Raw genomic sequence first — 24461 nt, 5'->3', positions numbered from 1 at the left:
CCGGGCCCGCCGACCCGCCACCGGGCCCGCCGACCCGCCACCGGGCCCGCCGACCCGGCCGGGCGCCCCGCCACCGGCCCGGCGGCGACGCCTCCGGGAGGCGATTCGACGCTACGGCCGCTGCTCAGGTAACCTTTCCAGTCGGCCTACCCAAGGCTGAGAGTTCACGATGCCCAAGACCTTGCAGAACCACCTCGATCCCAGGCAGCCGCTGGTCGTCGACACGACGAAGCTCCCGCGCCAGCCTGGGGCGACGCGTGCCTTCAAACGGGTCGTCCCGGCGCCGGCGGATCTCGGCCTGGAGCTGATCTCGGCTCCCGAGGGCTCCGACCTCGAGCTCGATCTGAGCCTGACGTCGGTCTCCGAGGGTGTGTACGTCAGCGGCACCGTGCGCGGCTCACTGACCGGTGAGTGCGGGCGATGCCTCAACGAGATCTCCGAGTCGTTCGAGGTCCCCCTCGCGGAGCTGTACGCCTACGCGGACAGCACCACCGAGGAGACCACGGACGAGGACGAGGTGGGCCGGATGCAGGGCGACCTGATCGACCTGGAGCCGGCGGTGCGGGACGCGGTGGTGCTGACACTGCCGACCAACCCGGTCTGCCGGCCGGACTGCCCAGGGTTGTGCCCCGAGTGCGGGGTGCACTTCGACGACCTCCCGGCCGATCACAGCCACGAGGAAGCCGACCCGCGCTGGGCCGCTCTGCGCAACCTGGCGGAGCGACCGACGGCGGCCTCGCCGCAACACCCGGAAACTGAGAACTGAGCAGTCCGCGACGGCTTCGCCGCCGCAGAACCCGCTGAAATTGATCGAGGAGTAGGTACCGTGGCCGTCCCCAAGCGCAAGATGTCGCGCAGCAACACCCGGTCCCGCCGGGCGAACTGGAAGGCGACCGCGGTGCAGACCGTGGCGTGCCCCCAGTGCAAGTCGCCGCACCTGCCGCACACCGCCTGTGGGGTCTGCGGCACCTACAACGGCCGTCAGGTCCTCGAGGTCTGAGCCTCGCTTAAGTGACGCGCCCGATCATCGGGCGGGTCGAGCCCGACCGGCGATCGTCCGGTGCCCGGAGCCTGACGCAGGCCGGCCGCGAGGCCGGCGCTGCCGCGGAGCCGGGCACCGTGCGGATCGCCGTCGACCTCCTCGGCGGGGACCAAGCTCCCGCCGTCGTGGTTGACGGCGCTCTGCGCGCCTGTCAGGCCGATCCGGCCCTCTCGCTTCTGCTCGTCGGCCCGGTCGAGGCGGCCGACGCGGTTCTTGCCGCCCTGGGTCCCGAAGCCCGGCACCGGGTACGCGCCATCGCCGCGCCCACCGGCCCGCACGGCCACGAACGCGAGGTCAGCAGCGTCGAGTCCGGTGTGCGTACGGCGGTGCTCGCCGTCGCGCAGGGCCTCGCCGACGCCGTGATCTCGGCGGGCAACACCGGCGCCACCGTCACCTCGGCCGCGCTGGGCCTCGGCCGCTGGCCGGGGGTACGCCGCCCGCCGCTCGCCGCCGTGCTGCCCAGCGCCGCCGGCCGGCTCGTCCTGCTCGACGTGGGTTCGTCCGTCGACCCGGACGAGCAGACTCTCGCCATGCACGCGCGGCTCGGCTCCGCGTACGCCTCGGTCGTGCACGGTGTCGCCGCCCCGCGCGTCGGGCTCCTCACCATCGGCACCGAGCGCGGCAAGGGTGACCGCCTGCGCCGCGCCGCGCCCGCCGTCCTCGCGGAGCTCGAGCTGCCCGGCGGGGGCCGGTACGTCGGTCTCGTCGAGGGCAACGACGTGGTCACCGGCGCCGCCGCCGACGTCATGGTCACCGACGGGTTCACCGGCAACGTGCTGCTCAAGGGCCTGGAGACCGCGTACGCCCTGGTCGGCCCGCCCGCTGCCGAACCCCCTCCGCCGCGCGCGGCCGTTCTGCTCGGCGTCGCGGGCACCGTGGTCGTGTGCCACGGGGCCGCCTCGGGCGAGGACATGGCCGCCGGCATCGGGTTCGCCGCTACCCTGCATCGCCGGGCCGCCGTCCCGGCCATCGCCGACTTCATCACCGGTCCCGCGGGCCGGACTCCCGAGGATCCGCTGAGCGCAAGAGGTGGTTCATGAGCAGTAACGACAGGCGGCGGGTGCGGCCCTCCACGGAGCCGCTGGAGGAGGCCTTCGGCGTCCCGCTGGAGCCGGAGCTGCTCGAGCGGGCGCTGACCCACCGCTCGTACGCGTACGAGAACGGCGGCCTGCCCACCAACGAGCGTCTCGAGTTCCTCGGCGACTCGGTGCTGGGCGTGGTGATCACGTCGGCGCTGTTCCACAACCACCCGGACCTGCCGGAGGGGCAGCTCGCCAAGCTGCGGGCCAGCGTGGTCAACATGCACGCGCTCGCCGACGTGGCCCGCACCCTGGGCCCGGGCGGGCTCGGCCCGCACCTGCTGCTGGGCAAGGGCGAGGAGACGACCGGCGGCCGCGACAAGGCGAGCATCCTGGCCGACACGCTCGAGGCGCTGCTCGGCGCCATCTACCTGGAGCACGGCCTGGACACCGCCGGCGAGGTGATCCACCGGCTGTTCGACCCGCTGATGGCCGAGTCGGCCGGGCGCGGCGCGGCGCTGGACTGGAAGACCAGCCTGCAGGAGCTCACCGCGGCGCTGGGGCTGGGCGTACCGGACTACGTCATCGACGACGCCGGCCCGGACCACGCCAAGACGTTCACCGCCTGGGTCGTGGTGGCCGGCGAGCGCTACGGCGGCTCGGACGGGCGCAGCAAGAAGCAGGCCGAGCAGCGCGCGGCAGCGGCGGCCTGGCGCACGCTGACCGAGCGCGCCGAGGAGAAGACGCCCCCGCCGGCGGTCGCAGGTGGCGGGCACGCCGATGTGAGCCAGGCCGACGCCACGGGGACCGACGACAGAAGCGCCGCCGGCCGGTGAGCGTGACGGCGTCGGAGTCCGGCGGGGAGGCGCCGGCCGCTGAGGAAACCCGCGCGGACCGGCGCCTGTGGGACGCCGCCGGGGGCTGGCACGGCGCGGCGGTCGCCGTCGGCATCCTGGCCGCGACGCGGATCGTGCAGCTGACCTTGCTCGTCTGGCTCGACCGGGCCACCGCCGAGCCGATGGGCCTGCGCGGCAATCTGCTGATCTGGGACGGCGGATGGTTCCGCCGGGTGGCGGAGGGCTACCCGCACGGATACACGTACGGGCCGACCGGCGCGCTGGAAGGCAACGAGCTGGCCTTCTTCCCGCTCTATCCGATGCTCATCCGCGGCCTGTCCGCGCTGGGCCTCGACTCGGGCACCGCCGCGCTGACCGTGAGCTGGCTCGCCTCGGTCGCCGCGGCCGTCGCCCTGCACCTGCTCGGCACGAGCCTGTACGGCCGCCGCGCCGGCTGGGCCCTGGTCGCCGTCTGCTGTTCGGCGCCGATGTCGGTGGTGCTGTCGATGGCGTATTCGGAGAGCCTCTTCCTGGCTCTGCTGGCCGGGATGTTCGTCGCCGCGCACCGCAAGGTGTGGTGGGCGGCGGGTCTGCTCGGCCTCGGGTGCGCCCTCACCCGCCCGACCGGCGCCGCGGCCGCGCTCGCCCTCGCAGTCGCCGCGATCATGGCGGTCCGCCGCGACCCCGCGGGCCCCAAGTGGCCCCCGCTCGTCGCGGCCGGGGTCGCGCTGGCCGGCGTGCCGGCCTACCTGGGGTGGGTCGGGTGGCGGGTCGGCGATCCCGACGCCTGGTTCAAGATCCAGACGGCCGGCTGGGGCACGTCGTTCGACTTCGGCCGCAGCACACTGACATTCCTGCACGACACACTGACCCTCGGCGACGGCTGGGTGCCGATGAGCGTCGCCCTGATCCTGCTGGCCGCCGCAGCCGCGGCAGCCGTCGCCATGGCCGGCCGCCCGTGGCTGCCGCTCGCCGTCTACGGGCTGGTCGCGATGGTCCTCGTGTACGGCCAAGCCGGCTACTACCACTCCAAGCCGCGGCTGCTGCTGCCCGTACTGTTGACTCTTCTCCCCGCGGTGACCGCCGCGGCCCGGGCCCGCCCCCGCGTCGCGATCCCGGCGATCGCCGCCTGGGCCGCCTTCGGCCTCTGGTACGGCGCCTACCTCGTGGCCGTCTGGCCGTACACCATTTAGGGTTGGTCTCGTACCCGGAGGCCGGGCTGCGGCGGGCCCAGATCCCGTCTGCGCACGTCCCGCGAAAGCCGGGATACAACACCGGTATCCAGGCTTCCCCGGGCCGCACGCAGACGAAATCTGGACTCCGCCTCGCTCCGACCCCGGATACGAGACCAACCCTGAGAGGGACGATGCCCGAGCTTCCCGAGGTCGAGACCGTCCGGCAGGGCCTGGCCAAGTGGGTCTCCGGCCGCCGCATCGAGGCGGTCGAGGTGCGCCACCCGCGGGCCATCCGCCGGCACCTGCCCGGCGACGTGCACTTCGCGGCCGTCCTCGCCGGTCGCACGATCACCGACGTCTCCCGGCGCGGCAAGTACCTGTGGCTGCCGCTGGATTCCGGCGACGCGATCATCGCCCACCTCGGCATGAGCGGTCAGCTGCTGATGCAGCCGGCGGACGCCCCCGACGAGACGCACCTGCGGGTCCGCTTCTCGTTCGCCGACGACGGCCCGGAGCTGCGCTTCATCGACCAGCGCACGTTCGGCGGGTTGTCGGTGTCCGAGGGCGGCGCCGAGCTGCCCGACGAGATCGCGCACATCGCCCGGGACCCGATGGACCCGCTCTTCGACGACGAGGCGTTCGTCGCCGCGCTGCGCCGCAAGCACACCGAGATCAAACGGGCGCTGCTCGACCAGACGCTGATCTCCGGCGTCGGCAACATCTACGCCGACGAAGCGTTGTGGCGCGCCCAGCTGCACGGCACCCGGCCGACGGACGCATTGACCAAACCGGTGGTACGCCGCCTGCTCGCTCACGTGCGCGACGTGCTCGGCGAGGCGATCGTCGCCGGGGGTACGAGCTTCGACGCGCTCTACGTGAACGTGAACGGGCAGAGCGGCTACTTCGACCGGTCGCTCGACGCGTACGGGCGGGAGGGGCAGCCGTGCCACCGCTGCGGCACGCCGATGCGCCGGGAGCAGTTCATGAACCGGTCGTCGTTCAGCTGCCCCCGCTGCCAGCCGCGCCCCCGGAAACCGCTCCGCTGACGTACGGGCCGGCGTCGGTGGCCAGCCCGAAACCCGCGCCGCGCCGGCCCATCAGCCGCCGCGCGGCGGTCAGCATCTCGGTCGGTACGCCGTGCACGAGGTGCCCGTCGCCCGGCAGCGTCCCGTCGCCGTCCCACCCCTGGTACGCCGACCACGACCCGTCGAACGTGCAGATCCGTACGCCCAGCTCGCGGTAGAGCGGATGGGTGGGCACACCCGGGTTGAGCACGACCCGGTGCAGCCCGCGGCGGGCGGCCAGCCGTACGGTCAGCGCCACCGGCCCGACCCCGCCCGACCCGGCCGGCGCCCGGTCCAGGAACAGCCCCTCCGCGCCGTCCTCACGCCACGCGTCCACATCGGCCAGCACGTCGGCGAGGGAGCGGCCGCCCCAGTCGAGGTCGACGCGGCCGAGGATCTGGTGCGCCGAGCCGCGCGGTCCGGGCCGCTCCTGCACGACCCACGTGTCGGGGTGCGGCGCCAGCTCGGGCGACGGGTGCGCGTACGGCGGGAACAGGGTCTTCACGACGTCCTCCGGGAATCCGCGGTGGTGCGGGCGACGATGAGCAGCCCGGCGAGGTGGGCCGCCGCGAGCAGGGCGACGACCGTGGGCAACGGGTTCGGTGGCAGGGCCGGGACGACGGGGGTGGCCAGGGCCGCCAGCGGCGGGACCACGGCGAGCACCGCGGCGACCCCGGTACGCCCCCGCACGACGAGCAGGAGGGTGATGCCGAGAACCCCGCTGAGCAGCACGCCCCCGGCGAGGACGAGCACTCCGGCGGTGCTGGATCCGGCCGGCAGCCGGTACGCGGCCACGGCCAGCGCGACCCCGGCGGCCAGCGGCGGCAGCAGGGCGGCGACGGTCACCACGGTCACGCCGCTGACATGCGTACGGAACTCCCGCCCGCTCTCCGCCGCGTCCAGCCCGGCCTGCACCTGCCGGCGATGCCAGCCGATCAGCGCCTCCAGCAGCGGCCCGGCGGCGAGCAGCGGCAGCACCACCGGCGACGTCGCGGTCGGCGGCCCGGCGCGCCACAGCAGCGCGACGCAGGTGGCCTGCGCCGCGCCGAGGAGCAGCCGTACGCCGCCGAGCCGCAGGTCCGCCGCGTCCAGCCGGCCGATCCGAGCGGTGCCGAACGCCGGCAGGAACGCCCGCACGGCTGCCAGGGCGACGGCGAACGGCAGCAGCAGCGTCACGGGCACGCGTTGCGCGTACGTGTCCCCGACCGTCCCGGCGATGCCCACCGCGGCGAGCAACCAGCACGGCAGACTCCACCGGACCACCGTCGCCTCCGTACGGCTGACCAGCGCGGCGGTGACCGTACCCAGCGACAGCAGGCCGCAGACCCCGACCGCGACAGCCGGCAGCCGGTCCGGACCGACCAGGCCGGCGGGAAGCAGCAGCGCGAGCGCGGTCCACAACCCGGCCGCTGCGGCGAAGCCCAGCGCGACGAGCCGGACGGCCGGCCCGGCTCCGGATCGGCGCGCCACCAGCGCACCGAGCCCGGCGAACGCCTGCGCGACGCTCCAGCCGAGCAGGAGCGTGCCGGTGGGCACCTGCCACGGAACGTGGCCGAGCGGCCGGGCGGCCGCGACAGCGGCACTGAGCGGGCCGAGATAGAGCGAGCAGCGCAGCAGGGTGGCGCCCAGGGCGGGCGTGCGCAACGTGGAGCCCCGCAGGGCGAGATCGGCGGTCATCTGTCCTCCCCGGCTCCGGAGAGCCATCGCAAGGTGGCCGGCCGGGCCTCCCGCGGCGCCGGGACGGCGAGCGCCAGCTCATAGGCGGGTGCGGGCGGGGGACCGGCCAGGTCGGTGTAGAGCGCGCCGTAGACCCGGACGACCCGGTCGGCGGTGAAACAGGCGAGCGCCCGGCGCCGCGCCGCGTCGCCCAGCGCCCTCCGGCGGGCGGGCGCGGTGAGCAGCGCGATGCAGGCGATGGCGAGCGCTTCGGGATCTTTGTCGGGTACGACGACACCGCCGTCGCCGAGCGTCTCGGCGACCGGACCGACATCGGTCCCGACGACCGCGCGACCGGACATCATGGCCTCGATCAACCGGTACGGCGGATCGGACGGTCCCGGGACGTGCACGACGAGGTGGCCGGTGGTGTACCGGTCGCTGGGGTCGGCGGGCAACGGGTGCAACCGGATCGCGCGCCCCAGCCCCGTACGGTCCACCTGCTCGGCGCAGTGGTCCTCGTGCGCGCCGGTGACCCCGACCAGGTGCAGCACGGTCCCGGGCACGGCCGCGGCGACCCGGGCGAACGCCTGCAGCACGACCTGCAGCCCGCTCTCCGGGCCGCCGTTCCCGGCCCACACGATCGCGGGCGGCGCGTCGGGCTCCGGCGCGGACGGGAAGTCCCGCGGGTCCACGCCGGCCGGCACCTGCACCAGCCGCCGCGGCTCGGCGCCGTGCCGCAGCGCCCACGCGTGGTGGTACTCGCTCAGCGGCGCGATCAGCCCCGCCTCGGCGTACCCGGTCCGGGCCACGGCACGACGGAAACGCCGCAGGACCGTACGCACCGCGGGCGACAACCGTTCCTCGTGGGCGCGCAACCGGGCCACGGGCGCACGGGCCTCGGTGAGCAGCAGGGGAGTCCCCGTACGCCACCGGCCGGCCAGCGCCGCCAGCAGCGGCGTCGTCCCGCCCACGCAGTGCACGACATCGGCGGGCGGCAACGGTACGGCCAACGCCCGCGCGGCGTGCCGCAGCAGGGTGACGGCGGTACGCGCATCCCGCAGGCTCAGCCGCGGCAGCCGTTCCCCGTCACCCGACGACCGCCCGGCCCGCCAGGCGTCCTGCAGCACATCGGCCAGCGGTACGGCGTTCAGCGGCGACCCGTCCGCGACCGTACGCCCCCCGGCGAGCACGGCCAGCCCCAGCAGTCCCCGGGCGAACTCGTCATCCCGCTCCGCCACCAGCCCCCGGCACAGCAGTACGGCCGCAGCCACCGCGTGCTCGTCCTTGCCCTCGCGCCGCGGCGTCTCCCGGGGCAGCGCGACAGCCCGAGCCGACCCCACGTGCCCCGGCAGCGCGTACGCCGGCCCGCCCGGCGGTTCCCGGTCGCAGATGCTGACGAGGTCGAAGCTGAACCGGCCGAGGCCGTCGACGAGCGTCCGGCACCAGCCGCCTAGCGCGTCGCGGCGGAACGGGTAGCCGCCCCCGGTGAGCAGACAGATGCGCATGCGGTCAGCACCGCGGACGGGCAGGGGGCGATATCACGATGGCTGCAACGACGCAGCGGCGAAAAGTAACGGGACGGTGTCACCTAGGCGACAGATGTTCGCACTATTTGTCTGATTTATCGCGTACTTTGGTCACGAACGCCCGAAAAGCTGACCCCACACGATGGTGCCGTCGACGCCCTTCACCGCGCCCGCCCCGATCGCCTCGAAGGCGCAGTTGAGGATGTTGGCCCGATGCCCCTCGCTGTTCATCCACGAGGTCATGACGTCGGCCGCATCCCGCTGACCCCGGGCCACGTTCTCCCCGCCCGGAGCGTCGTACCCCTGCTCCTTCGCCCGCTGGACGAAGTCCCGGCCGTCATCGCTGACATGGCTGATGTACAGGTTCCCGTGCGTACCGAGCTCCTTCACGTGCAGCCGGATCGCCGTACGCAACTTCGTGTCCGGCCGTACGGCCCCGCACCCCGCCTTGCCGCGCTCGACGTTGACCAGCCGGACGACCTCGTTCTCCTGGCCCGTGAGCCCTGCGGCGACCGCCGTTCTGCGCGGCGCGGGCCGGGTCGTGGGCTTCCTGGTCGCCGGCTTGGGTTTGGGCGCGGCGGAGGCTCCCGGCCTGGGCGACCTCGTGGCCGGGGGCGCACTCGTGGCCGGGGCCGGGGGTTCCGCCGTCGCCGTCCCGGCGCCGGGTGCCCCGCCACCGGCACCCGGCGCCAAGGCGGCGACGGCGGACTCGGGCCGCTCGGCGGCGGCGCCCGGCCCGGTGAGGCTCGGCGGCAGCAGCGCGGCGCCCGCGACGACCCCGGCGAGCAGCGCGGCGACGGGAAGGGCCAGTACGGCCGGCGAGGGCATCGCCTGCCGCCCGCGACGCCGGCCGGCCCGCCTGTGCTGCCCCTGGTCGGTCTGCTCGACTGGCCCGTGCACGTCCTGCCTCCGCGGTCCTCAGAGATCGAGAGGTTTCGACCCGGGTGACGGTAAGCAGTCGTCCGGACACGCGGCAAACCAGCTAAGGAAGACATAAGCCAGCCTTCAGGCAGCCCTCCGTACGGATCTTGAGAACGGTCACCCACAGGGGGAAATCGCTTGATCAAAGCGTCATGACGTGCCAGGGTGGCGTGATTCACTGGTGAACAGGGGTCGGCGCGGTGCCCACGGCTTGACGGAGCCTGGTCATCGGCGCACCATAGAAGTGTCGCCAGTCGCGCCCATCTGTGCTCAGCTCAGCCTTCGAGTGCAGGTAAATCTGCATCTCATGTACGTCCCGGGTGCAGATCTCTGTGCCTACGCGTGTCCGTGGGTGCAGTCGTGCGGTACCACTGGGCGCGCGTTTGGCCGGCCTTTCCGGCAGCGCTGTACACAGAGATGCGGCTTTACAAAGAGACGCGATGGTCTCACAAGGAGAAGTCATGGCGAAGGCCCTCTACGGCCACGTAGGTGCGGCGCCCGACCGGCGCCTGCTCGACGAGGTCACCCGACTGCGTTCCAGGGTGCAGGCCCTGGAGTTCGAGGTCACCCGCCTCCGGGCGGAGAATGATCGTCTGGCAGCCGCGGCATCGGCCGAGGCGGACGACATTCTGCGGCTGACCGAGCCGGCACTGACCTGAGTTCCGCCGGGTGCCGAGACCCGGGCACCCGATCCCCTCGCAGCACGGAACGCACCCAGAAAAGCGCGCCTCCACCCCAGTGGCGGCGCGCATCTTTTTGTCTGTTTTCAGCCCGGACGCCGGCCTCTCCCGACCGGCGCCCTGCGGCCCCCGCCGCTTTCCCGGCCGTCGGGACGTGCCAAGTTCCCCGGGTTTCGTCGCCGTCCGCGCCCGCCTGGTGGCAGTGAGCGCGAGTCGCCGGTCCGCCTAACCGGACAAAATGCCGTTCACGGGACGGACTGGCATGGACCGGGACGCGCGCCGTGCGCGGACATGGCTCGTACCTGCGGGTACCCTGCTGCCCAGAGCAAACCGCGACCCTCGGAGATCCGTGCACCTCAAGAGCCTGACGGTCAAGGGCTTCAAGTCCTTCGCCTCCGCTACGACGCTGCGGCTGGAGCCGGGCATCACCTGCGTGGTGGGCCCCAACGGCTCCGGCAAGTCCAACGTCGTCGACGCCATCGCCTGGGTCCTCGGTGAGCAGGGCGCCAAGGCGCTGCGCGGCGGCAAGATGGAGGACGTCATCTTCGCCGGCACCGCCGGGCGCGCCCCGCTCGGGCGCGCCGAGGTGACGCTCACGATCGACAACGGCGACGGCGCCCTGCCGATCGACTACACCGAGGTGTCGATCACCCGCCGCATGTTCCGGTCCGGCGAGAGCGAATACGAGATCAACGGCAGCTCCTGCCGCCTGCTCGACATCCAGGAGCTGCTGAGCGACTCCGGCATCGGCCGCGAGATGCACATCATCGTCGGCCAGGGCCGGCTCGACGCGATGCTGCACGCCAAGCCCGAGGACCGCCGCGCCTTCATCGAGGAGGCTGCCGGCGTCCTCAAGCATCGCAAGCGCAAAGAGAAGGCGATCCGCAAGCTCGACGCGATGCAGACCAACCTCAACCGGCTCAACGACCTCACCGCCGAGTTGCGCCGCCAGCTCAAGCCGCTGGGCAAGCAGGCGGAGGTGGCCCGGCGCGCGGCCGGCATCCAGGCCGACCTGCGCGACGCCCGGCTGCGGCTGCTCGCCGACGACCTGCACACGCTGCGGACGACGCTGGACAAGGAAATCGCTGACGAGTCGGCGATGCGCGTACGGCGTCAGCAGGTCGAGGACGAGAACCGGGAAGTGCAGCGCTGGCTCGCGGACCTCGAGGCCCAGCACGCCGAGGACGCGCCGCTGCTGCAGGCCGCCCAGGACACCTGGTACAAGCTGTCGACGCTGCAGGAACGGTTCCGCTCCACCGAGCAGCTCGCCTCCGAACGGCTGCGCCACCTGGCCGCCACGCCGGACGAGGAGCGTACCGGGCGTGACCCCGACCAGCTGGTCGCCGAGGCCGAGCGCGTCCGCGAGCAGGAAGAGGAGCTGCGCGAGGCGCTGACCGAGGACCAGATGCGCCTGGCCGAGGCGGTCGAGCACCGTCAGGACCTGGAACGCCAGCTGGCCGCCGCCGAGGGCGCGCTGCGTACGGCTGCCAAGGCGATCGCCGACCGGCGTGAGGGCCTCGCCAAGCTGACCGGGCAGGTGAACGCGGCCCGGGCCCGTACGTCCAGCGCCGCGGAGGAGATCGAACGCCTCGCCGCCGCGCACAACGACGCGCTGCTGCGGGCCGAGGCCGCCCAGGCCGAGGTCGACGCGGTCTCCGCGGAGTCCACCGAGGCCGACCGGGACAACGCCGACCTGGACGCCCGGCACGCCGAGGCCGTCGCCGCGCACGACCGGGCCGCCGCCGTCGTCAAGGAGCTCTCCGACGCCGAACGCGCCGCCGAGAAGGACGCCGCCAGCTGGAAGGCCCGCGAGGAGGCGCTCGCGCTCGGCCTCAAGCGCAAGGACGGCGCCGGCGCGCTGCTCGGCAAGGCCGACCAGATCCCCGGGCTGCTCGGCAGCCTCGCGTCGATGCTCACGGTCCGCCCCGGCCACGAGGCCGCGCTCGCCGCCGCGCTGGGCGGGCTCGCCGACGCCGTCGCGCTCTCCGGGATCGACGAGGCCGTCGAGGCCATGCGTACGCTCAAGATCGCCGACGCGGGCCGTGCCTCGCTGGTGGTCGCGAGCCCCGCCGCACCGGGCATGCAGGGGTCCCTCGACACGCTGCGACCGTCCCTGCCCGAGGACGCCACGTGGGCGCCCGACGTCATCGACTGCCCCGACACCATCCGGCCCGCGCTCAACCGCGCGTTGCGCGACGTCGTGCTCGTTCCCGACCTCGCCGCCGCGACCCGCCTCGTCGCGCAGAACGCCGAGCTGCGGGCGGTCACCCCGGACGGCGACGTCCTCGGCGCGCACGCCGCGGCCGGCGGTTCCGGCAAGGCCACCAGCTACATCGAGGTGCAGGCCGCCGTCGACGAGGCCCGCGCCAAGCGGGAGATCGCCGAACAGTCCATCGCGGAGCTCAAGGGCCAGCTCGCCGACGCCCGCGCCGAGGTCGCCGAGCGTAAGGAGGCCGTCAACGTGGCGGCCGCCGCCAAACGCGCCGCCGAGGGTGAGCGCAACGCCGCCGCCCGCCGCCTCGCCGAGCTGGGTGCCGCCGCGCGCTCCGCCAAGGCCGAATCCGAGCGGCTCGGCGCGTCCCGGCAGAAGGCCGAGGGCAACCGCGACCGCGACCTCGCCGGACTCGCCGAACTCGAGGAACGCCTGCGTCTCGCCGAGGCCACGCCGCTCGACGAGGAACCGTCCACCGAGGAACGGGATCAGCTCGCTGCGCTCGTACCGCAGGCCCGGCAGAACGAGATGGAAGTGCGGCTCGCCGTGCGTACGGCCGAGGAGCGGGTGTCGTCCATCGCCGGGCGCGCCGACTCGCTGCTGCGCCAGGCCAACGCCGAACGTCAGGCCCGCGAACGGGCGGCGGCCCGCCGGGCGGCCCGCGCCCGCGGCGCCGAGATCGCCAAGGCCGTCGCGCTCGGCGCCGCCTCCGCCCTCGCCCGCGTCGCCGTCTCGCTGGCTGCGGCCGCCGAGGCCCGCGACGAGCTCGCCCGGGCGCGCACGGCCCGCGAAGCCGAGCTGCAGGAGGTACGGGCCACCGCGAAGCGCCTGGTCGCCGAGCTGGAGCGACTCACCAGCGAGGTCCACCGGGACGAGGTCGCCCGCGCCGAGCAGCGGATGCGCATCGAACAGCTCGAGGCCAAGGCGGCCGAGGACTTCTCGCTCGACGTCGACACGCTCATCGCCGAGTACGGGCCGGACCAGCTCGTACCCCCGACGCAGGCCGAGGTGGCGCAGGCGGAGAAGGACGGGAAGCCCGTACCCGATCCGGTGCCTTTCCATCGCCCCACCCAGGAGAAGCGGGCCAACAAGGCCGAGCGCGACCTGGCCCTGCTCGGCAAGGTCAACCCGCTGGCGCTGGAGGAGTTCGCGGCGCTGGAGGAACGCTTCAAGTTCCTGTCGGACCAGCTCGAGGACCTGAAGGCCACCCGCAAGGACCTGCTCACGGTCGTCAAGGACGTCGACGACCGCATCCTCGAGGTGTTCACGTCCGCGTTCGAGGACACCGCCCGCGAGTTCCAGACGGTGTTCCAGGTGCTGTTCCCGGGCGGCGAGGGCCGGCTCGTGCTGACCGACCCCGAGGACATGCTCACCACGGGCGTCGAGGTCGAGGCCCGCCCGCCCGGCAAGAAGATCAAGCGCCTCTCGCTGCTGTCCGGCGGCGAGCGGTCGCTGACGGCGGTCGCGATGCTCTGCGCGATCTTCCGGGCCCGCCCCAGCCCCTTCTACATCATGGACGAGGTCGAGGCGGCCCTCGACGACGTCAACCTGGGCCGGCTGATCACGCTGTTCCAGCAGCTCCGCGAGAAGAGCCAGCTCCTGATCATCACGCACCAGAAACGGACGATGGAGGTCGCGGACGCTCTGTACGGCGTGACGATGCGGTCGGGTGTCACGCAGGTGATCAGCCAGCGGCTGAACCGGGAGCAGGAGGACTGAGCGCAGTGCCCTCGGGGTCCGGGCACTCCGAGGGGTCGACGTAGGCTTGTCGGCGCGGACGCGTGCCGGTCCTGGGGTCGTCGGGTCCGCGTATCCGACAGCCGTACCCCGTCAGCCTCCGGAAGGACCGTCAACCGCATGCAGCGCCAACCCGCCCGGGCCATGCTCATCGATCTGGACGGCGTGGTGCGCCGCTGGGACCCCGCCGTACCCGCGGCGGTGGAGGCCGAGCACTCGCTGCCGGCGGGCACGCTGATGCAAACCGCGTTCTCCTGGGACCTGCTCCGACCGGCCGTTGCCGGTGAGATCACCGACGCGGAGTGGATGCACCTGGTGGCCACGCGGCTGCCGCTTCCGGAGGACGAGGCGGCTGCCGCCGTCGCCGACTGGCAGAAGCACCGAGGTGCGGTCGACGAGGAAGCCCTCGCGTTCGTCCGCGAGGTCCGCGCCGCCGGACGCCCGGTCGGCCTGGCCACCAACGCCACCGACCGCCTCCGCGACGACCTCGAGATGCTGGGCCTGACCGGCGAATTCGACGCCATCATCAGCTCCACGGACCTGCGCGTCCACAAGCCGGCCCCGGACTTCTTCGCCCGCGCCTGCGAGGCATTGGACGTCGAGGCCCCGTGGACACTCTTCGTGGACGACGACGACCGGGTCATCCGGGGGGCGCGGGCGGCGAAGCTGCTGGGGTTCCGGTGGACCGGCGGGCAGGACCTGCCGTATCTGCGGAAGGCGTTGGACGTCCCGGCCTGAGGGACGGTGGTCTCGCGCGGACGGCGAGGGCCGAGCTGCGTGCCATGCGGCGAAGCTGCGTCGCCCGCTGTGGCGCCACCGGGGGCGCGGTTTCGTGCCACACGGTGGGCAGCTGCTGCAAGCGCGGTGGCAGCGGCGCGGTGGTGGCAGGGGCCGCGGTGCCGGCGGCGCAGCGGCGGTGGCAGTGCGGCGGTGGTGGCCGCGCTCCGCGCGAGAAGCAGCGCGGCGGTGGTGGCGGCGTGGCGGTGACAGCGGGCCCGACGGTGGCGGCGCGGCGATGGCAGCGGGCCCGACGGTGGCGGCGCGGCGGTCGTGGCAGCGCGGCAGTGGCAGCGGGCCCGACGGTAGCGGCGCGGCGGTCGTGGCAGCGCGGCAGTGGCGGCGGGCACGGCGATGGCGGCGCGGCGGTGGCGGCGCGCGGTCCACGTCAGGCCGAGTCTGCGCGCGAGGCCTTGTCTGCGCGCGGGGCGGGCGTGCGGTGATGGGGTTGTCGTGGGTGGTGGTCAGTCGCCGGTGGTGCCGTCGATGCGTTCGCGGAGGAGGTCCGCGTGGCCGTTGTGGCGGGCGTACTCCTCGATCATGTGTATGTAGGCCCAGCGAAGGCTGATGGCGGGGGTGCGTTCGGTGGCGAACTCGTGGTCCAGCGGGAGGTCTGCCACGGCTGCGCGGGCCGCCTCGAGCTCTGCCAGGTGGGCCGCGTAGTCGGCTTCGGCGTCTGCGTCGGCCACGTCGTCGAAGTCGCCGTCGCGGTTGGTGTCGTCGTCGCAGTAGAGGAACGGGAGCTGCTGGCCTGCCGCGTGGATGCGGAACCAGCCCCGCTCCACCTCGGACATGTGGCGTACGAGGCCGAGGAGGGTGAGGTTGGACGGCTCCACCGCGGCCGTCTTGAGCTGGTCGGCGGTGAGGCCCGCGCATTTGGTCAACAGGGTCTGGCGATGCCACTCGAGCCAGCCCTCGAGCATGGCGCGCTCGTCGCCGGTGTGGGGCTCTGTCACACGGTGCGCCGGGGGCGCGGTCCAGGAAGTCACGGGGACATCCTGGACCGGCCGTACGACATTTTCAGCCCGTTTACGCGTCGTCCGCGGGGATGACGATGATCCGGTCCTTGGCGATCAGGCGGGCGGACTCCTGCGGTTCGGCCGTGAGATAGACCGCGGCGTGTTCGAGCGACGCCCACACGGCATGGGAGCGGGAGAGGTCGCCGTGGGAGAAGGGGACCGTTTCGGCGACGTGCGCGGCCGCGTCTGCGTCCAGGGCGAGCACCTGGGTGCCCGGAAGGTGTACCAGCACGCCCAGACGGGCTCGAGCGACTTTGTCGCCCAAGCATTGTGCGTGGGCGTCGAGGAGAGCCGTCGCGGGGATGCCGACGTAGGCGCTGTCGTCGGCCACTTCGGTGATGACCTCACCGACATGGATGTGCCCGCGGGCGTAGGACCGGATCGCCGAGCTGTCGAGCACGGCGCGGATGTCCGGCAGCAGGTCGGTCATGCCTGCTCCTCGTTGTCGGGCCAGCGGCCCGCCTCGAGCGCGTCGAGCCGTCGGCGGCTCTCGTCTCGCTGGGCGGCCGTCGGGGGCTGGAGCTTGCCGCGCCAGCGGGCGACTCCCTCGTCGGTGATGGGGAAGCCGGCCGCTTCGAGCATTGCTCGGGTGGTGGCGGTGCGCTGCATGCGGGCGCGCACCGCTTCGGTGACGACCGCGGAGCTGTTGGGGTGTTTGGCGAGGTAGTCGGCTACGTCGTCGGGGAGACTCACGGTGATCCGCCTTGTCATACTCGAATCATACTGTGACCGGGACGACGGCAGGCGCCTGATGGCGTGCCGTTGTTATGTAGAGACAGTACTACGACGTATGGATGGAGGCTAATGGATCTTCGTGGCTCAGTCGGTGAGGGGGAGCTTCGCCACCGTGAAGAGGTTGCCTTCTTTGGTCGTACCTTCGAGGAGGACCTCGGCCTGCGGGCCGTTGTGGCGCAGGGTGCTGACCGCGTTGCCGAAGTAGGGGCCGGCGAGCCGCTTCCAGGTCACCGGCGGCCGTTCGACCCCCGCCGACCGGGCCAGGCCGCGCATGCCGCGGGCCGCCACGCGGGACCAGCTGAACCTCATCAGCGGCTTCAGCGGCGCCGGGACCTGGTTGTGGATGGGGGAGCAGGTCAGCTGGTGCACCGGCGTACGGACGTCCGGGCCGAGGGCGGCGCGGGCCACGTACGAGTGGTGCACGTCGCCCGAGAGGACGCTGATCGTGGCCGGGGCCGCGTACGCTCCGCCTGCGCCGACGCGGTCGCCGCGGTCGCCCTGGCCGAGGCGGCGGAAGAGTTCCGTGAGGGCGTCGAAGGAGCGGCGGAAGGCCGCCCAGTGCTCGAGGTCGAAGGCTCGGCGTACGGTTTCCGCGAAGGCCGCCCGGCGGGGGCCGGCCGAGTCCGCGACCTTCTCGTTCCAGGCCTCGACGTGGTGGATCGCCGGCGGCATCAGCCACGGCAGGGACGAGCCGACGACGAGGTGGTCGTAGTCGCCGTGGGCCTGGTCGAGGAACCAGCCCCATTCCGGCGCCGGGAGCATCTCGCGGCGGCCGGGGGTCAGGACGCGGTTGCAGCGGTTGTCGAGCATGACCAGGCGGGTGCGGCCGAGGTCCAGGGCGAAACTCCACTGGTACGGCCGGTCCGTGTTCTCGGCCGACGACGGCTCGTCCACCGAGCGGCCGAAGTCGCGCAGGAGGTCCGTGGCCTCCGGGACGGCTTGGATCTTGGACAGCAGCGGGTCCGCGGCCAGCTCGTCGGGGCTGAGGTTGCCCAGGTGCTGATAGATCCAGTACGTCACCAGGCCGCTGGCGATGCGCTCGCGCCACCACGGCTGGGCCGACATGTCCTCGCGCCAGGCGGCCGAGGTGTTCCAGTCGTCGATGATCTCGTGGTCGTCGAAGATCATGACGCTGGGCACGGTGGCCAGCAGCCATCTGATCTCGGGGTCGCGCCACGACTCGAGGTAGAGCTTCGTGTACTCGTCGAAGGAGACGACCTCGCGCGCCGGGCCCTCGTGGCCCGCCTCGCGGCGGCGGCGCAGGAAGCGCCGCACCTTCGCCGACGTCTTGTCGGCGTAGACCTGATCGCCCAGGAGCACGATCAGGTCCGGGCGCCGGTCCGGGTCGTGCGGGTCGGCCATCAACCGCCGGGCGTACGCGTCCAGCGCGTCGGGCGGCAGGCGGCGGCCGGTGGCGTGCGGGGTGGCCTCGCGGCACGAGCCGAAGATCATGCTGACCGGGGCGGCGTCGCCGGCCGGGCGGGTCACGATCACGCTGGGCGGGTACGGCGAGTCGGCCTGCGGCCACACCTGCCGGTCGTCGAGGCGCACGCTGTACTCGGACGCGGCGCCGCGGGGCAGACCCTCGACCACCACGATCGCGTAGTGGTGCCCGTACGCGCAAAAGGTGGACGCGGAGCCGGAACCCCCGCCGGCGGCCTCGACCCGCACCCGGGCGGGGCTGGTCGTCTCGACCCAGATCGTTGCCTTGTCGCCCACGACGCGCCGCAGCACCGGGCCGATGAGCAGGTGTGCGCTCACCGCGGCGCCGTGGGGATAAGCATGTTTCCATCCTCCCCAGCCGTTCGGCTTTCCGCCAGGGCGCTATCTGGTACCGGCAGGTGACGCCGCGTGGCCGAACGGATGACCCGACGGCAGATCGTGGCCCGCTTCGGACCGGTTGAAGCCCTTGACGATGAGGTAGACGCCGAACGAGAGCTCCCAGATGAACTCCGGGATCGTGGCGAGGCCCTGCAGGGCTGACCCGCGGTCACCTCACCGACGACCGCGTCGGCCGTCCCCTGCCGGCGCATGAGCAGGAAGGCGCAGCTCTCCTTCGTGAAGTGGATGCGGTTCAGCGGTTGGCGATGGAGGCCAGGAGCCGGACGCGAAGCCGGTGCAGCTGCGGCATGAGCCCGTAGATGACGATGGGTACGGCGATGGTGGCGAGCACGAGGGTGCGCAACACGGGCGTGAGGGTGCTGAGCCAGTCGCCGAGGACGAGGTTCAGAACCGTCAGGGTCGGGAAGACCGCGAGCCAGATCATCACGGCGAGTTGATGCTTGGTGGGAGGGCCTGCCAGGGCCGGCTGGGCGGGGTCGGGGCGAGTCATGGTCTGTCTCCTTCGGTTGCGGTGCGTGGCGAGTCAGGAAGTGCGGCCGTACGAGTCGACGGCGATGCGGACGTCCTCGTCGACGAGATCGGCGTTGAGCGCGATGGCGGCCGCGGAGCCGGCGCCCGCGGCGGTGATGACCTGGGCGCGAGGGTCGACGACGTTGCCGGCCGCCCAGACGCCGGGGACGCTGGTGCGGCCCGTCGGGTCGGTGGTGACCCATCCGTGCTCGTCGGTGTCGCAGCCGAGACCGGTCAGCAGCCGGCTGTTCGGAACGAACCTCGGTGGGACGAACAGCGCGTCGCGCGGCACGACACATCCGTCGCCCAGCTGCACGCCGCGCAGCCGGTCGTCGTCGACGACGAGGTGCTTGACGGTGCCTTCGACGATGCCGATGGCACGGGCGGTGAGCTGGGTGCGCTCGGCCGCGGTCAGAGTGCCGGGCGGGGTGAAGTAGACGAGGTCGTGGGTCCACTCGCGCACGATCTGGGCGTACCGGACGGCCCCGGGGCCGCCGCCGAGCACGCCGAGCCGGCGGTCGCGAACCTCGTGGCCGTGGCAGTACGGGCAGTGCAGAACGTCGCGGGCCCAGCGCTCCCGCAGGCCCGGGATGTCGGGCAGCTCGTCGCGCAGCCCGGTCGTGACCAGCAGGCGCCGCGCCGAGACGCGCTGCCCCTCCGCCAGCCGTACGCGGAAGCCGGTGCTGCCGGCTGCCAGGCCGCGGACCGTGCTGTCGACGATCTCACCGCCGTAGTGCCGGACCTCCTTGCGGCCCGCCGCCAGCAGCTCGCCCGGCGGGAGGCCGTCGCGCGACAGGTAGCCGTGCATGTGGTTGGCGGCTGCGTTGCGCGGGGCGCCGGCGTCCAGCACCAGCACCTTGCGGCGGGCCCGGGAGAGGACCAGCGCTGCAGACAGGCCGGCGGCGCCTGCGCCGATGATTGCTACGTCGTACTGGCTCATGGGGAAGAGCCTGCTAGCGTCACGATTGCCGGCCAACGAACGTTGCCGTTACCGGGAATTGCGAGCGTGATCAGCCGTGGACGTCCCTCCGACCGGCGCTGCGGATCCTCCCGGTGTCGCGGCAGCGCTCGAGCACGTCGCGGAGCGGTTGAAACGTGTACGTACGCAGCGGCGGATGACCCTCACCGGGGTGGCGGCGGCGACCGGCATCTCCAAGAGCACCCTGTCGCGCCTGGAGAACGGGCAGCGGCGTCCCACCCTGGAACTGCTGCTCGCCCTGTCGCAGACGTACCGGGTGCCGCTGGACGACCTCGTGGGTGCTCCCGAGGTCGGCGACCCGCGGGTACGCCTCAAGCCCGGCCGGGTGAAAGGCCGTACGGTGATCCCGTTGACCCGGCAGCCCGACGGCATGCAGGCGTGGAAGATCGTCATCCCGGTCAGCAAGGTGGTCCCGGAGCCCCGCGCTCATGACGGGTACGAGTGGATCTACGTCCTGTCCGGCCGGATGCGGCTCGTCTTGGGTGATCAGGACTGGATTCTGAGCGCCGGCGAGGTGGCCGAGTTCGACACCCTGGTGCCGCATTGGTTCGGCAGCACCGGCCGGGAGCCCGCTGAGATCCTGAGCATCTTCGGCCGCCCCGGCGAACGGATGAGCGTGCGGACCAGGGGAGAGCCGGCCGGGTGAGAGCGCCCGCACCGGGCGTGGCGGGGGACACGGGCGGGTGGCACCACGCCCGCCGGGCACATCTGTCAGGATTTCGTACATGGAATACGTGGTCGCCTCCCTGATCCTGCTGGCGGTGCTGATCGTCGGGGCCGTGGGCCTCGTCGTGCCGCGCCTGCGCCGGCGTGAGCTCCCGCCGCGGGGGGAGAGCGGGGCGGGCACCACCACGCTCGAGCGGCCGCCCGCCGTGCCCTCCACCGACACGCTGCCGCCGCTCATCGAGCGCCCCGCCGAGCCCTCGGTCGTCGAGGAGCCGGTGGTCGAGGCGCCGGTTCTCGAGAAGCCGGAGCCCACGGCGGGCCGGCTGGTGCGGCTGCGGGCGCGGCTCAGCCGGTCGCAGAACATCTTCGGCAGGAGCCTGCTCAGCGTGCTCTCGCGCGACCACCTCGACGAGGACGCGTGGGAGGAGATCGAGGACAGCCTGATCACCGCCGACGTCGGCGTCGAGGCCACCCAGGTCATCGTCGAGCGGCTGCGCGAGCGGGTGCGGGTGCTGGGCACGCGTACGGTCGCCGAGGTGCGTCAGCAGCTGGCCGAGGAGCTGACCGCCGCGCTCGAGCCGGAGATGGACCGCAGCCTGCGTACGGCGCCGCACGACGGGCGGCCCGCGGTCGTGCTCGTCGTCGGCGTCAACGGTGCGGGCAAGACCACCACCTGCGGCAAGATCGGGCGGGTGCTGATCGCGGACGGGCGTACGGTGCTGTTCGGCGCCGCCGACACCTTCCGGGCCGCCGCCGCCGAGCAGCTGGCGACGTGGGGTGAGCGGGTCGGCGCGGAGACCGTGCGCGGTCCCGAGGGCGGTGACCCGGCGAGTGTGGCGTTCGACGCCGTGAAGCGGGGCATCGACACCGGCATCGACACGGTGCTCGTGGACACCGCCGGCCGGTTGCAGAACAAGGTCGGCCTGATGGACGAGCTGGGCAAGGTCAAGCGGGTCGTGGAGAAGCACGGGCCGGTCGACGAGACGCTGCTCATCCTGGACGCCACCACCGGCCAGAACGGTCTGGAGCAGGCGCGGGTGTTCACCGAGGTGGTGGACGTCACCGGCGTCGTGCTGACCAAGCTGGACGGCACGGCGAAGGGCGGCATCGTCATCGCCGTGCAGCGCAAGCTGGGCATTCCCGTGAAGCTCGTGGGTCTCGGCGAGGGACCCGACGATCTCGCGCCGTTCGAGCCCGCCGCCTTCGTCGAGGCGTTGCTTGGCGCCGACGCGTAGTCTCGGGGACGGCAGGCCTGTGCATCAGCGCATTTCTCGGGGAGGTCGTGGGTGACGCAAGAGCCCGTCCGCGAGATCCCCCTGCACGGCGGCAACGTCAGCACGGTCTCGCGGGTCGGCGACACCGTGCGCCGCAACGCCGGCCCATGGACGCCGGCCGTGCATTCGCTGCTCAACCACCTGCAGCGGGTCGGCTTCACCGGGTCGCCGCATGCCCTCGGCATGGACGAGCGCGGCCGGGAGGTGCTGTCGTACCTCGACGGCGAGTGCGGTGAGTATCCGCTCGCGCCGCACTGGACGACCGAGGAGGCGCTGGTCACGGTCGCCACGATGCTGCGGATGTTCCACGACGCGCAGTACGGCTTCCAGCCCCCGCCGAACGCGGTGTGGCGCAGCTTCGGCCCGCCGCCGCCGGACACCGAGGTAATCTGCCACCACGACGCCGCCCCGCACAACGTGGTGTGGCGTCCCGACGGCACCCTCGCGCTCATCGACTTCGACCTGGCCTCGCCGGGGGCGCGCATCTACGACGTGGCGTACGCGGCGTGGACGTGGGTGCCGCTGTTCAGCGACCGCGACTCGTACACGCTGGGGTGGAAGCGCCCCAACCGGCCGCGGCGGCTGCGGCTGTTCGCGGACGCGTACGGTCTGATCCCGCGCGACCGGCACCGCCTGGTCCGGACCATCCGCAAGCGCATCGTGGACCACGTCGAGGGCATCCGGCGGATGGCCGCCGCGGGCGATCCCGCGTTCGTGCGGATCGTGCACAAGGGCCACCTGCGCCGGCCGATGCGCGACCTGCGGCTGCTGGACTACGAGCGCCACACCCTCGAGTACGCGCTCAGGTAACACTCCTCTCGGGCCTTCTGCCCCTGTTCACCCGGATTTCGCCGTGGGGCTGTGAGAGTTTCTTCACACGTACGAAACAACCGGTCACGCGCCGGAAACCGCGCGTAGACCGTGCGCGAAACAGCCGACCGGAAGGCTTCCCGCCACACCGGTCCTACGGCGCGACGCTGCCCGGAAGGCCGACTCGTCCCGCACCCGGCACTGCCGCGGCGCGGGCATGGAGGACACCTAACCGAGAGGAGGCAGCGTGGAGATCAACACCGGCAATACCGCCTGGTTGCTCCTGTCGTCTGCGCTCGTTCTGCTCATGACACCGGGTCTGGCGCTGTTCTACGGTGGCCTCAACCGGTCCAAAGGCACGCTCAACATGATGATGATGAGCTTCTCGTGCATCGGGCTCATCTCCGTTCTGTGGGTTCTCTACGGATTCACCCTCGCATTCGGCAGCAACAGCTCCGACGGGGTCAACAAGTTCCTCGGCAGCTTCACCCAGTACTGGGGGACCGGCACCAGCTGGATCCCCGAGATGTGGGGTGAGACCGGCATCCCCACGTACGTCTTCATGGTCTTCCAGATGATGTTCGCCGTCATCACGGTCGCCCTGATCAGCGGTTCGCTCTCCGACCGGCTCAAGTTCGGCGGCTGGGTCCTCTTCGCCCTCGGCTGGTTCACCCTGGTCTACGTGCCGGTCGCGCACTGGGTCTGGGGCGGCGGCTGGATCGGCGCCGACCTCGGCGCGCTGGACTTCGCCGGTGGCACGGCCGTGCACATCAACGCCGGCGCCGCGGCGCTCGGTGTGGCGCTCGTCCTCGGCAAGCGCATCGGCTGGCCGCGGGAGAACATGCGCCCGCACAACGTCCCGTTCGTCGCGCTGGGCGCCGGCCTGCTGTGGTTCGGCTGGTTCGGCTTCAACGCCGGCTCGGAGCTCACGGTGGACGGCACCACGGCCGTGGCGTTCGTGAACACCCAGGTCGCGACCGCCGCCGCGCTCGTGGGCTGGTGCGTCGTCGAGTGGCTGCGTGACGGCAAGCCGACGCTGGTCGGCGCCTCGTCCGGTGCGGTCGCCGGCCTGGTGGCCATCACCCCCGCCTGCGGCTTCATCGCGCCGCTGCCGGCCGTCCTGCTCGGCCTCGTCGCCGGCGTGCTGTGCGCCCTGGCCGTGGGCCTGAAGTACCGGTTCGGCTACGACGACTCGCTCGACGTGGTCGGCGTCCACTTCGTCGGCGGCTGGATCGGCTCGCTGGGCATCGGCTTCTTCGCCACCACCCAGGTCAACGCGCTCGCCGAGCGGGAGAGCCTGTTCTACGGCGGCGGGCTGGACCAGCTGTGGCGCCAGTTCGTGGGCAGCGCGGCCGTCACGGTGTACTCGTTCCTGATCGCCGCGGCGCTGGCGCTGATCCTCAAGGCCGCGAAGGCTCTGCGGGTCGACGCCGACGCCGAGGTGGGCGGTATCGACATCTCCGACCACGGCGAGACGGCGTACGACCTCACCCCGGCCGGCGGCTCCGGCGGCGGCAGCGCGTTCGCGATGGCCGGCCTGACCAACTCCAAGTCCATCGACGCTGACGGCAAGGCCGACGTCAGCCAGAAGGTCGCCGGTTAAGTTCTCTGACATGGAGGGACTGAGCATGAAGCTGGTGACCGCGGTCATCAAGCCGTACCAGCTCGACGCGGTGAAGGAGGCCTTGCACGCCCTGGGCGTCGCCGGCCTCACCGTGAGCGAGGTGCAGGGCTACGGACGGCAGAAGGGCCACACGGAGGTGTACCGGGGCGCCGAGTACACGGTGGAGTTCCTGCCCAAGATCAAAGTGGAGGTCGTCACGGACGAGATCGACGTCGAGAAGGTCGTCGACGCGGTCGTCACCTCGGCCCGGACCGGCAAGATCGGCGACGGCAAGGTGTGGGTCACGTCGGTCGACGACGTGGTCCGGGTCCGTACCGGCGAGCGCGGGCTCGACGCGCTCTGATCTTCGGACCC

General features: G+C 72.6%; 24 protein-coding genes. 14 read left to right on the top strand and 10 right to left on the bottom strand.

The features are described from left to right. Window positions 1-169: 169 nt before the first annotated feature. The 6 genes from AB0K03_RS30985 (at window position 170) to mutM (ending at window position 5118) form a co-directional block, all read left to right on the top strand. The gene (locus tag AB0K03_RS30985) at window positions 170-766 is read left to right on the top strand and encodes a DUF177 domain-containing protein (protein ID WP_364692045.1); all 597 of its coding nucleotides are present in this window, start codon (window positions 170-172) and stop codon (window positions 764-766) included. A 60-nt stretch (window positions 767-826) separates the two neighbouring features. Beyond that, window positions 827-1000: a 50S ribosomal protein L32 gene (gene rpmF / locus AB0K03_RS30980; protein ID WP_097318372.1), complete on the top strand. Its 174-nt coding sequence runs from the start codon at window positions 827-829 to the stop codon at window positions 998-1000. Window positions 1001-1071: 71 nt separating this feature from the next. Continuing rightward, a complete protein-coding gene (locus tag AB0K03_RS30975; RefSeq protein ID WP_364692072.1) occupies window positions 1072-2082 on the top strand; it encodes a phosphate acyltransferase PlsX in 1011 nt (336 codons plus the stop codon). Further along, window positions 2079-2897 (top strand): ribonuclease III, encoded by an 819-nt coding sequence (rnc, locus tag AB0K03_RS30970; RefSeq protein WP_364692042.1) that lies wholly within the window; start codon window positions 2079-2081, stop codon window positions 2895-2897. Before AB0K03_RS30975 ends, rnc begins: the two co-directional genes overlap by 4 nt. Beyond that, window positions 2894-4090: a hypothetical protein gene (locus tag AB0K03_RS30965; protein WP_364692039.1), complete on the top strand. Its 1197-nt coding sequence runs from the start codon at window positions 2894-2896 to the stop codon at window positions 4088-4090. The genes rnc and AB0K03_RS30965 overlap by 4 nt, the downstream gene beginning before the upstream one ends. A 173-nt stretch (window positions 4091-4263) precedes the next feature. After that, window positions 4264-5118 (top strand): bifunctional DNA-formamidopyrimidine glycosylase/DNA-(apurinic or apyrimidinic site) lyase, encoded by an 855-nt coding sequence (gene mutM, locus AB0K03_RS30960; protein ID WP_364692037.1) that lies wholly within the window; start codon window positions 4264-4266, stop codon window positions 5116-5118. Here mutM and AB0K03_RS30955 read toward each other — a convergent pair. From AB0K03_RS30955 to AB0K03_RS30940, 4 genes are all read right to left on the bottom strand, one after another. After that, window positions 5072-5641, bottom strand: coding sequence for a Spherulin-4 (locus AB0K03_RS30955; RefSeq protein ID WP_364692034.1), 570 nt, complete (start codon window positions 5639-5641; stop codon window positions 5072-5074). The genes mutM and AB0K03_RS30955 overlap by 47 nt on opposite strands. Beyond that, window positions 5638-6813 carry a hypothetical protein gene (locus tag AB0K03_RS30950; protein WP_364692031.1) on the bottom strand — a complete coding sequence of 392 codons (1176 nt, stop codon included), beginning with the start codon at window positions 6811-6813 and terminating at the stop codon, window positions 5638-5640. The genes AB0K03_RS30955 and AB0K03_RS30950 overlap by 4 nt, the downstream gene beginning before the upstream one ends. Then, a complete protein-coding gene (locus tag AB0K03_RS30945) occupies window positions 6810-8300 on the bottom strand; it encodes a DUF3492 domain-containing protein (protein ID WP_364692028.1) in 1491 nt (496 codons plus the stop codon). Before AB0K03_RS30945 ends, AB0K03_RS30950 begins: the two co-directional genes overlap by 4 nt. A 132-nt stretch (window positions 8301-8432) precedes the next feature. Further along, entirely contained in the window at window positions 8433-9221 is a 789-nt protein-coding gene (locus AB0K03_RS30940; protein ID WP_364692025.1) for a CAP domain-containing protein, read from the bottom strand. A gap of 482 nt (window positions 9222-9703) precedes the next feature. Between AB0K03_RS30940 and AB0K03_RS30935 the strand changes: the two genes are divergently transcribed. From AB0K03_RS30935 to AB0K03_RS30925, 3 genes are all read left to right on the top strand, one after another. Further along, window positions 9704-9901 carry a hypothetical protein gene (locus tag AB0K03_RS30935; RefSeq protein ID WP_199511833.1) on the top strand — a complete coding sequence of 66 codons (198 nt, stop codon included), beginning with the start codon at window positions 9704-9706 and terminating at the stop codon, window positions 9899-9901. Between the two features lie 370 nt (window positions 9902-10271). After that, window positions 10272-13853 (top strand): chromosome segregation protein SMC, encoded by a 3582-nt coding sequence (gene smc, locus AB0K03_RS30930; protein WP_364692022.1) that lies wholly within the window; start codon window positions 10272-10274, stop codon window positions 13851-13853. 138 nt (window positions 13854-13991) lie between these two features. Further along, window positions 13992-14609 (top strand): HAD-IA family hydrolase, encoded by a 618-nt coding sequence (locus tag AB0K03_RS30925; protein ID WP_364692019.1) that lies wholly within the window; start codon window positions 13992-13994, stop codon window positions 14607-14609. A 503-nt stretch (window positions 14610-15112) separates the two neighbouring features. On the opposite strand, the gene AB0K03_RS30920 is transcribed toward AB0K03_RS30925, so the two are convergent. The 6 genes from AB0K03_RS30920 to AB0K03_RS30895 all read right to left on the bottom strand — a co-directional run bounded on the left by AB0K03_RS30920 (window position 15113) and on the right by AB0K03_RS30895 (window position 19694). Next, entirely contained in the window at window positions 15113-15571 is a 459-nt protein-coding gene (locus AB0K03_RS30920) for a DinB family protein (RefSeq protein ID WP_364692069.1), read from the bottom strand. Between the two features lie 106 nt (window positions 15572-15677). Next, window positions 15678-16097, bottom strand: a complete 420-nt coding sequence (locus tag AB0K03_RS30915) for a hypothetical protein (protein ID WP_364692016.1) — start codon at window positions 16095-16097, stop codon at window positions 15678-15680. Then, the gene (locus AB0K03_RS30910; RefSeq protein WP_364692013.1) at window positions 16094-16378 is read right to left on the bottom strand and encodes a hypothetical protein; all 285 of its coding nucleotides are present in this window, start codon (window positions 16376-16378) and stop codon (window positions 16094-16096) included. Before AB0K03_RS30910 ends, AB0K03_RS30915 begins: the two co-directional genes overlap by 4 nt. A 108-nt stretch (window positions 16379-16486) precedes the next feature. Next, entirely contained in the window at window positions 16487-18163 is a 1677-nt protein-coding gene (locus AB0K03_RS30905; protein ID WP_364692010.1) for an alkaline phosphatase D family protein, read from the bottom strand. A 313-nt stretch (window positions 18164-18476) separates the two neighbouring features. After that, window positions 18477-18734: a hypothetical protein gene (locus AB0K03_RS30900; RefSeq protein WP_364692007.1), complete on the bottom strand. Its 258-nt coding sequence runs from the start codon at window positions 18732-18734 to the stop codon at window positions 18477-18479. Window positions 18735-18767: 33 nt separating this feature from the next. Further along, the gene (locus tag AB0K03_RS30895) at window positions 18768-19694 is read right to left on the bottom strand and encodes an NAD(P)/FAD-dependent oxidoreductase (protein WP_364692004.1); all 927 of its coding nucleotides are present in this window, start codon (window positions 19692-19694) and stop codon (window positions 18768-18770) included. 76 nt (window positions 19695-19770) lie between these two features. On the opposite strand from AB0K03_RS30895, the gene AB0K03_RS30890 reads away from it, so the two are divergent. The 5 genes from AB0K03_RS30890 to AB0K03_RS30870 all read left to right on the top strand — a co-directional run bounded on the left by AB0K03_RS30890 (window position 19771) and on the right by AB0K03_RS30870 (window position 24450). Continuing rightward, the gene (locus tag AB0K03_RS30890; protein WP_364692001.1) at window positions 19771-20379 is read left to right on the top strand and encodes an XRE family transcriptional regulator; all 609 of its coding nucleotides are present in this window, start codon (window positions 19771-19773) and stop codon (window positions 20377-20379) included. A gap of 79 nt (window positions 20380-20458) precedes the next feature. After that, window positions 20459-21634, top strand: coding sequence for a signal recognition particle-docking protein FtsY (gene ftsY / locus AB0K03_RS30885; protein WP_364691998.1), 1176 nt, complete (start codon window positions 20459-20461; stop codon window positions 21632-21634). 51 nt (window positions 21635-21685) lie between these two features. Next, window positions 21686-22483: an aminoglycoside phosphotransferase family protein gene (locus tag AB0K03_RS30880; protein WP_364691995.1), complete on the top strand. Its 798-nt coding sequence runs from the start codon at window positions 21686-21688 to the stop codon at window positions 22481-22483. Between the two features lie 247 nt (window positions 22484-22730). After that, window positions 22731-24086, top strand: a complete 1356-nt coding sequence (locus AB0K03_RS30875) for an ammonium transporter (protein ID WP_364691992.1) — start codon at window positions 22731-22733, stop codon at window positions 24084-24086. Window positions 24087-24111: 25 nt separating this feature from the next. Next, complete coding sequence (locus tag AB0K03_RS30870; RefSeq protein WP_170148593.1) at window positions 24112-24450, top strand: P-II family nitrogen regulator; 339 nt, start codon at window positions 24112-24114, stop codon at window positions 24448-24450. The last annotated feature ends 11 nt before the right edge of the window (window positions 24451-24461 follow it).

Source organism: Actinoplanes sp. NPDC049316 (assembly GCF_040677315.1).
Classification (GTDB): domain Bacteria; phylum Actinomycetota; class Actinomycetes; order Mycobacteriales; family Micromonosporaceae; genus Actinoplanes.
Note: the sequence above shows the minus strand (reverse complement) of the source record. Positions and strands in the feature narration are given on the sequence as shown.

Coding starts and splice junctions, on each gene's coding strand:
- ftsY (WP_364691998.1), top strand. CDS start 20,459: ATGGAATACGTGGTCGCCTCCCTGATCCTGCTGGCGGTGCTGATCGTC.
- AB0K03_RS30950 (WP_364692031.1), bottom strand. CDS start 6,813: ATGACCGCCGATCTCGCCCTGCGGGGCTCCACGTTGCGCACGCCCGCC.
- AB0K03_RS30920 (WP_364692069.1), bottom strand. CDS start 15,571: ATGCTCGAGGGCTGGCTCGAGTGGCATCGCCAGACCCTGTTGACCAAA.
- mutM (WP_364692037.1), top strand. CDS start 4,264: ATGCCCGAGCTTCCCGAGGTCGAGACCGTCCGGCAGGGCCTGGCCAAG.
- AB0K03_RS30900 (WP_364692007.1), bottom strand. CDS start 18,734: ATGACTCGCCCCGACCCCGCCCAGCCGGCCCTGGCAGGCCCTCCCACC.
- AB0K03_RS30870 (WP_170148593.1), top strand. CDS start 24,112: ATGAAGCTGGTGACCGCGGTCATCAAGCCGTACCAGCTCGACGCGGTG.
- AB0K03_RS30915 (WP_364692016.1), bottom strand. CDS start 16,097: ATGACCGACCTGCTGCCGGACATCCGCGCCGTGCTCGACAGCTCGGCG.
- AB0K03_RS30945 (WP_364692028.1), bottom strand. CDS start 8,300: ATGCGCATCTGTCTGCTCACCGGGGGCGGCTACCCGTTCCGCCGCGAC.
- AB0K03_RS30925 (WP_364692019.1), top strand. CDS start 13,992: ATGCAGCGCCAACCCGCCCGGGCCATGCTCATCGATCTGGACGGCGTG.
- AB0K03_RS30985 (WP_364692045.1), top strand. CDS start 170: ATGCCCAAGACCTTGCAGAACCACCTCGATCCCAGGCAGCCGCTGGTC.
- AB0K03_RS30935 (WP_199511833.1), top strand. CDS start 9,704: ATGGCGAAGGCCCTCTACGGCCACGTAGGTGCGGCGCCCGACCGGCGC.
- AB0K03_RS30895 (WP_364692004.1), bottom strand. CDS start 19,694: ATGAGCCAGTACGACGTAGCAATCATCGGCGCAGGCGCCGCCGGCCTG.
- rnc (WP_364692042.1), top strand. CDS start 2,079: ATGAGCAGTAACGACAGGCGGCGGGTGCGGCCCTCCACGGAGCCGCTG.
- AB0K03_RS30910 (WP_364692013.1), bottom strand. CDS start 16,378: ATGACAAGGCGGATCACCGTGAGTCTCCCCGACGACGTAGCCGACTAC.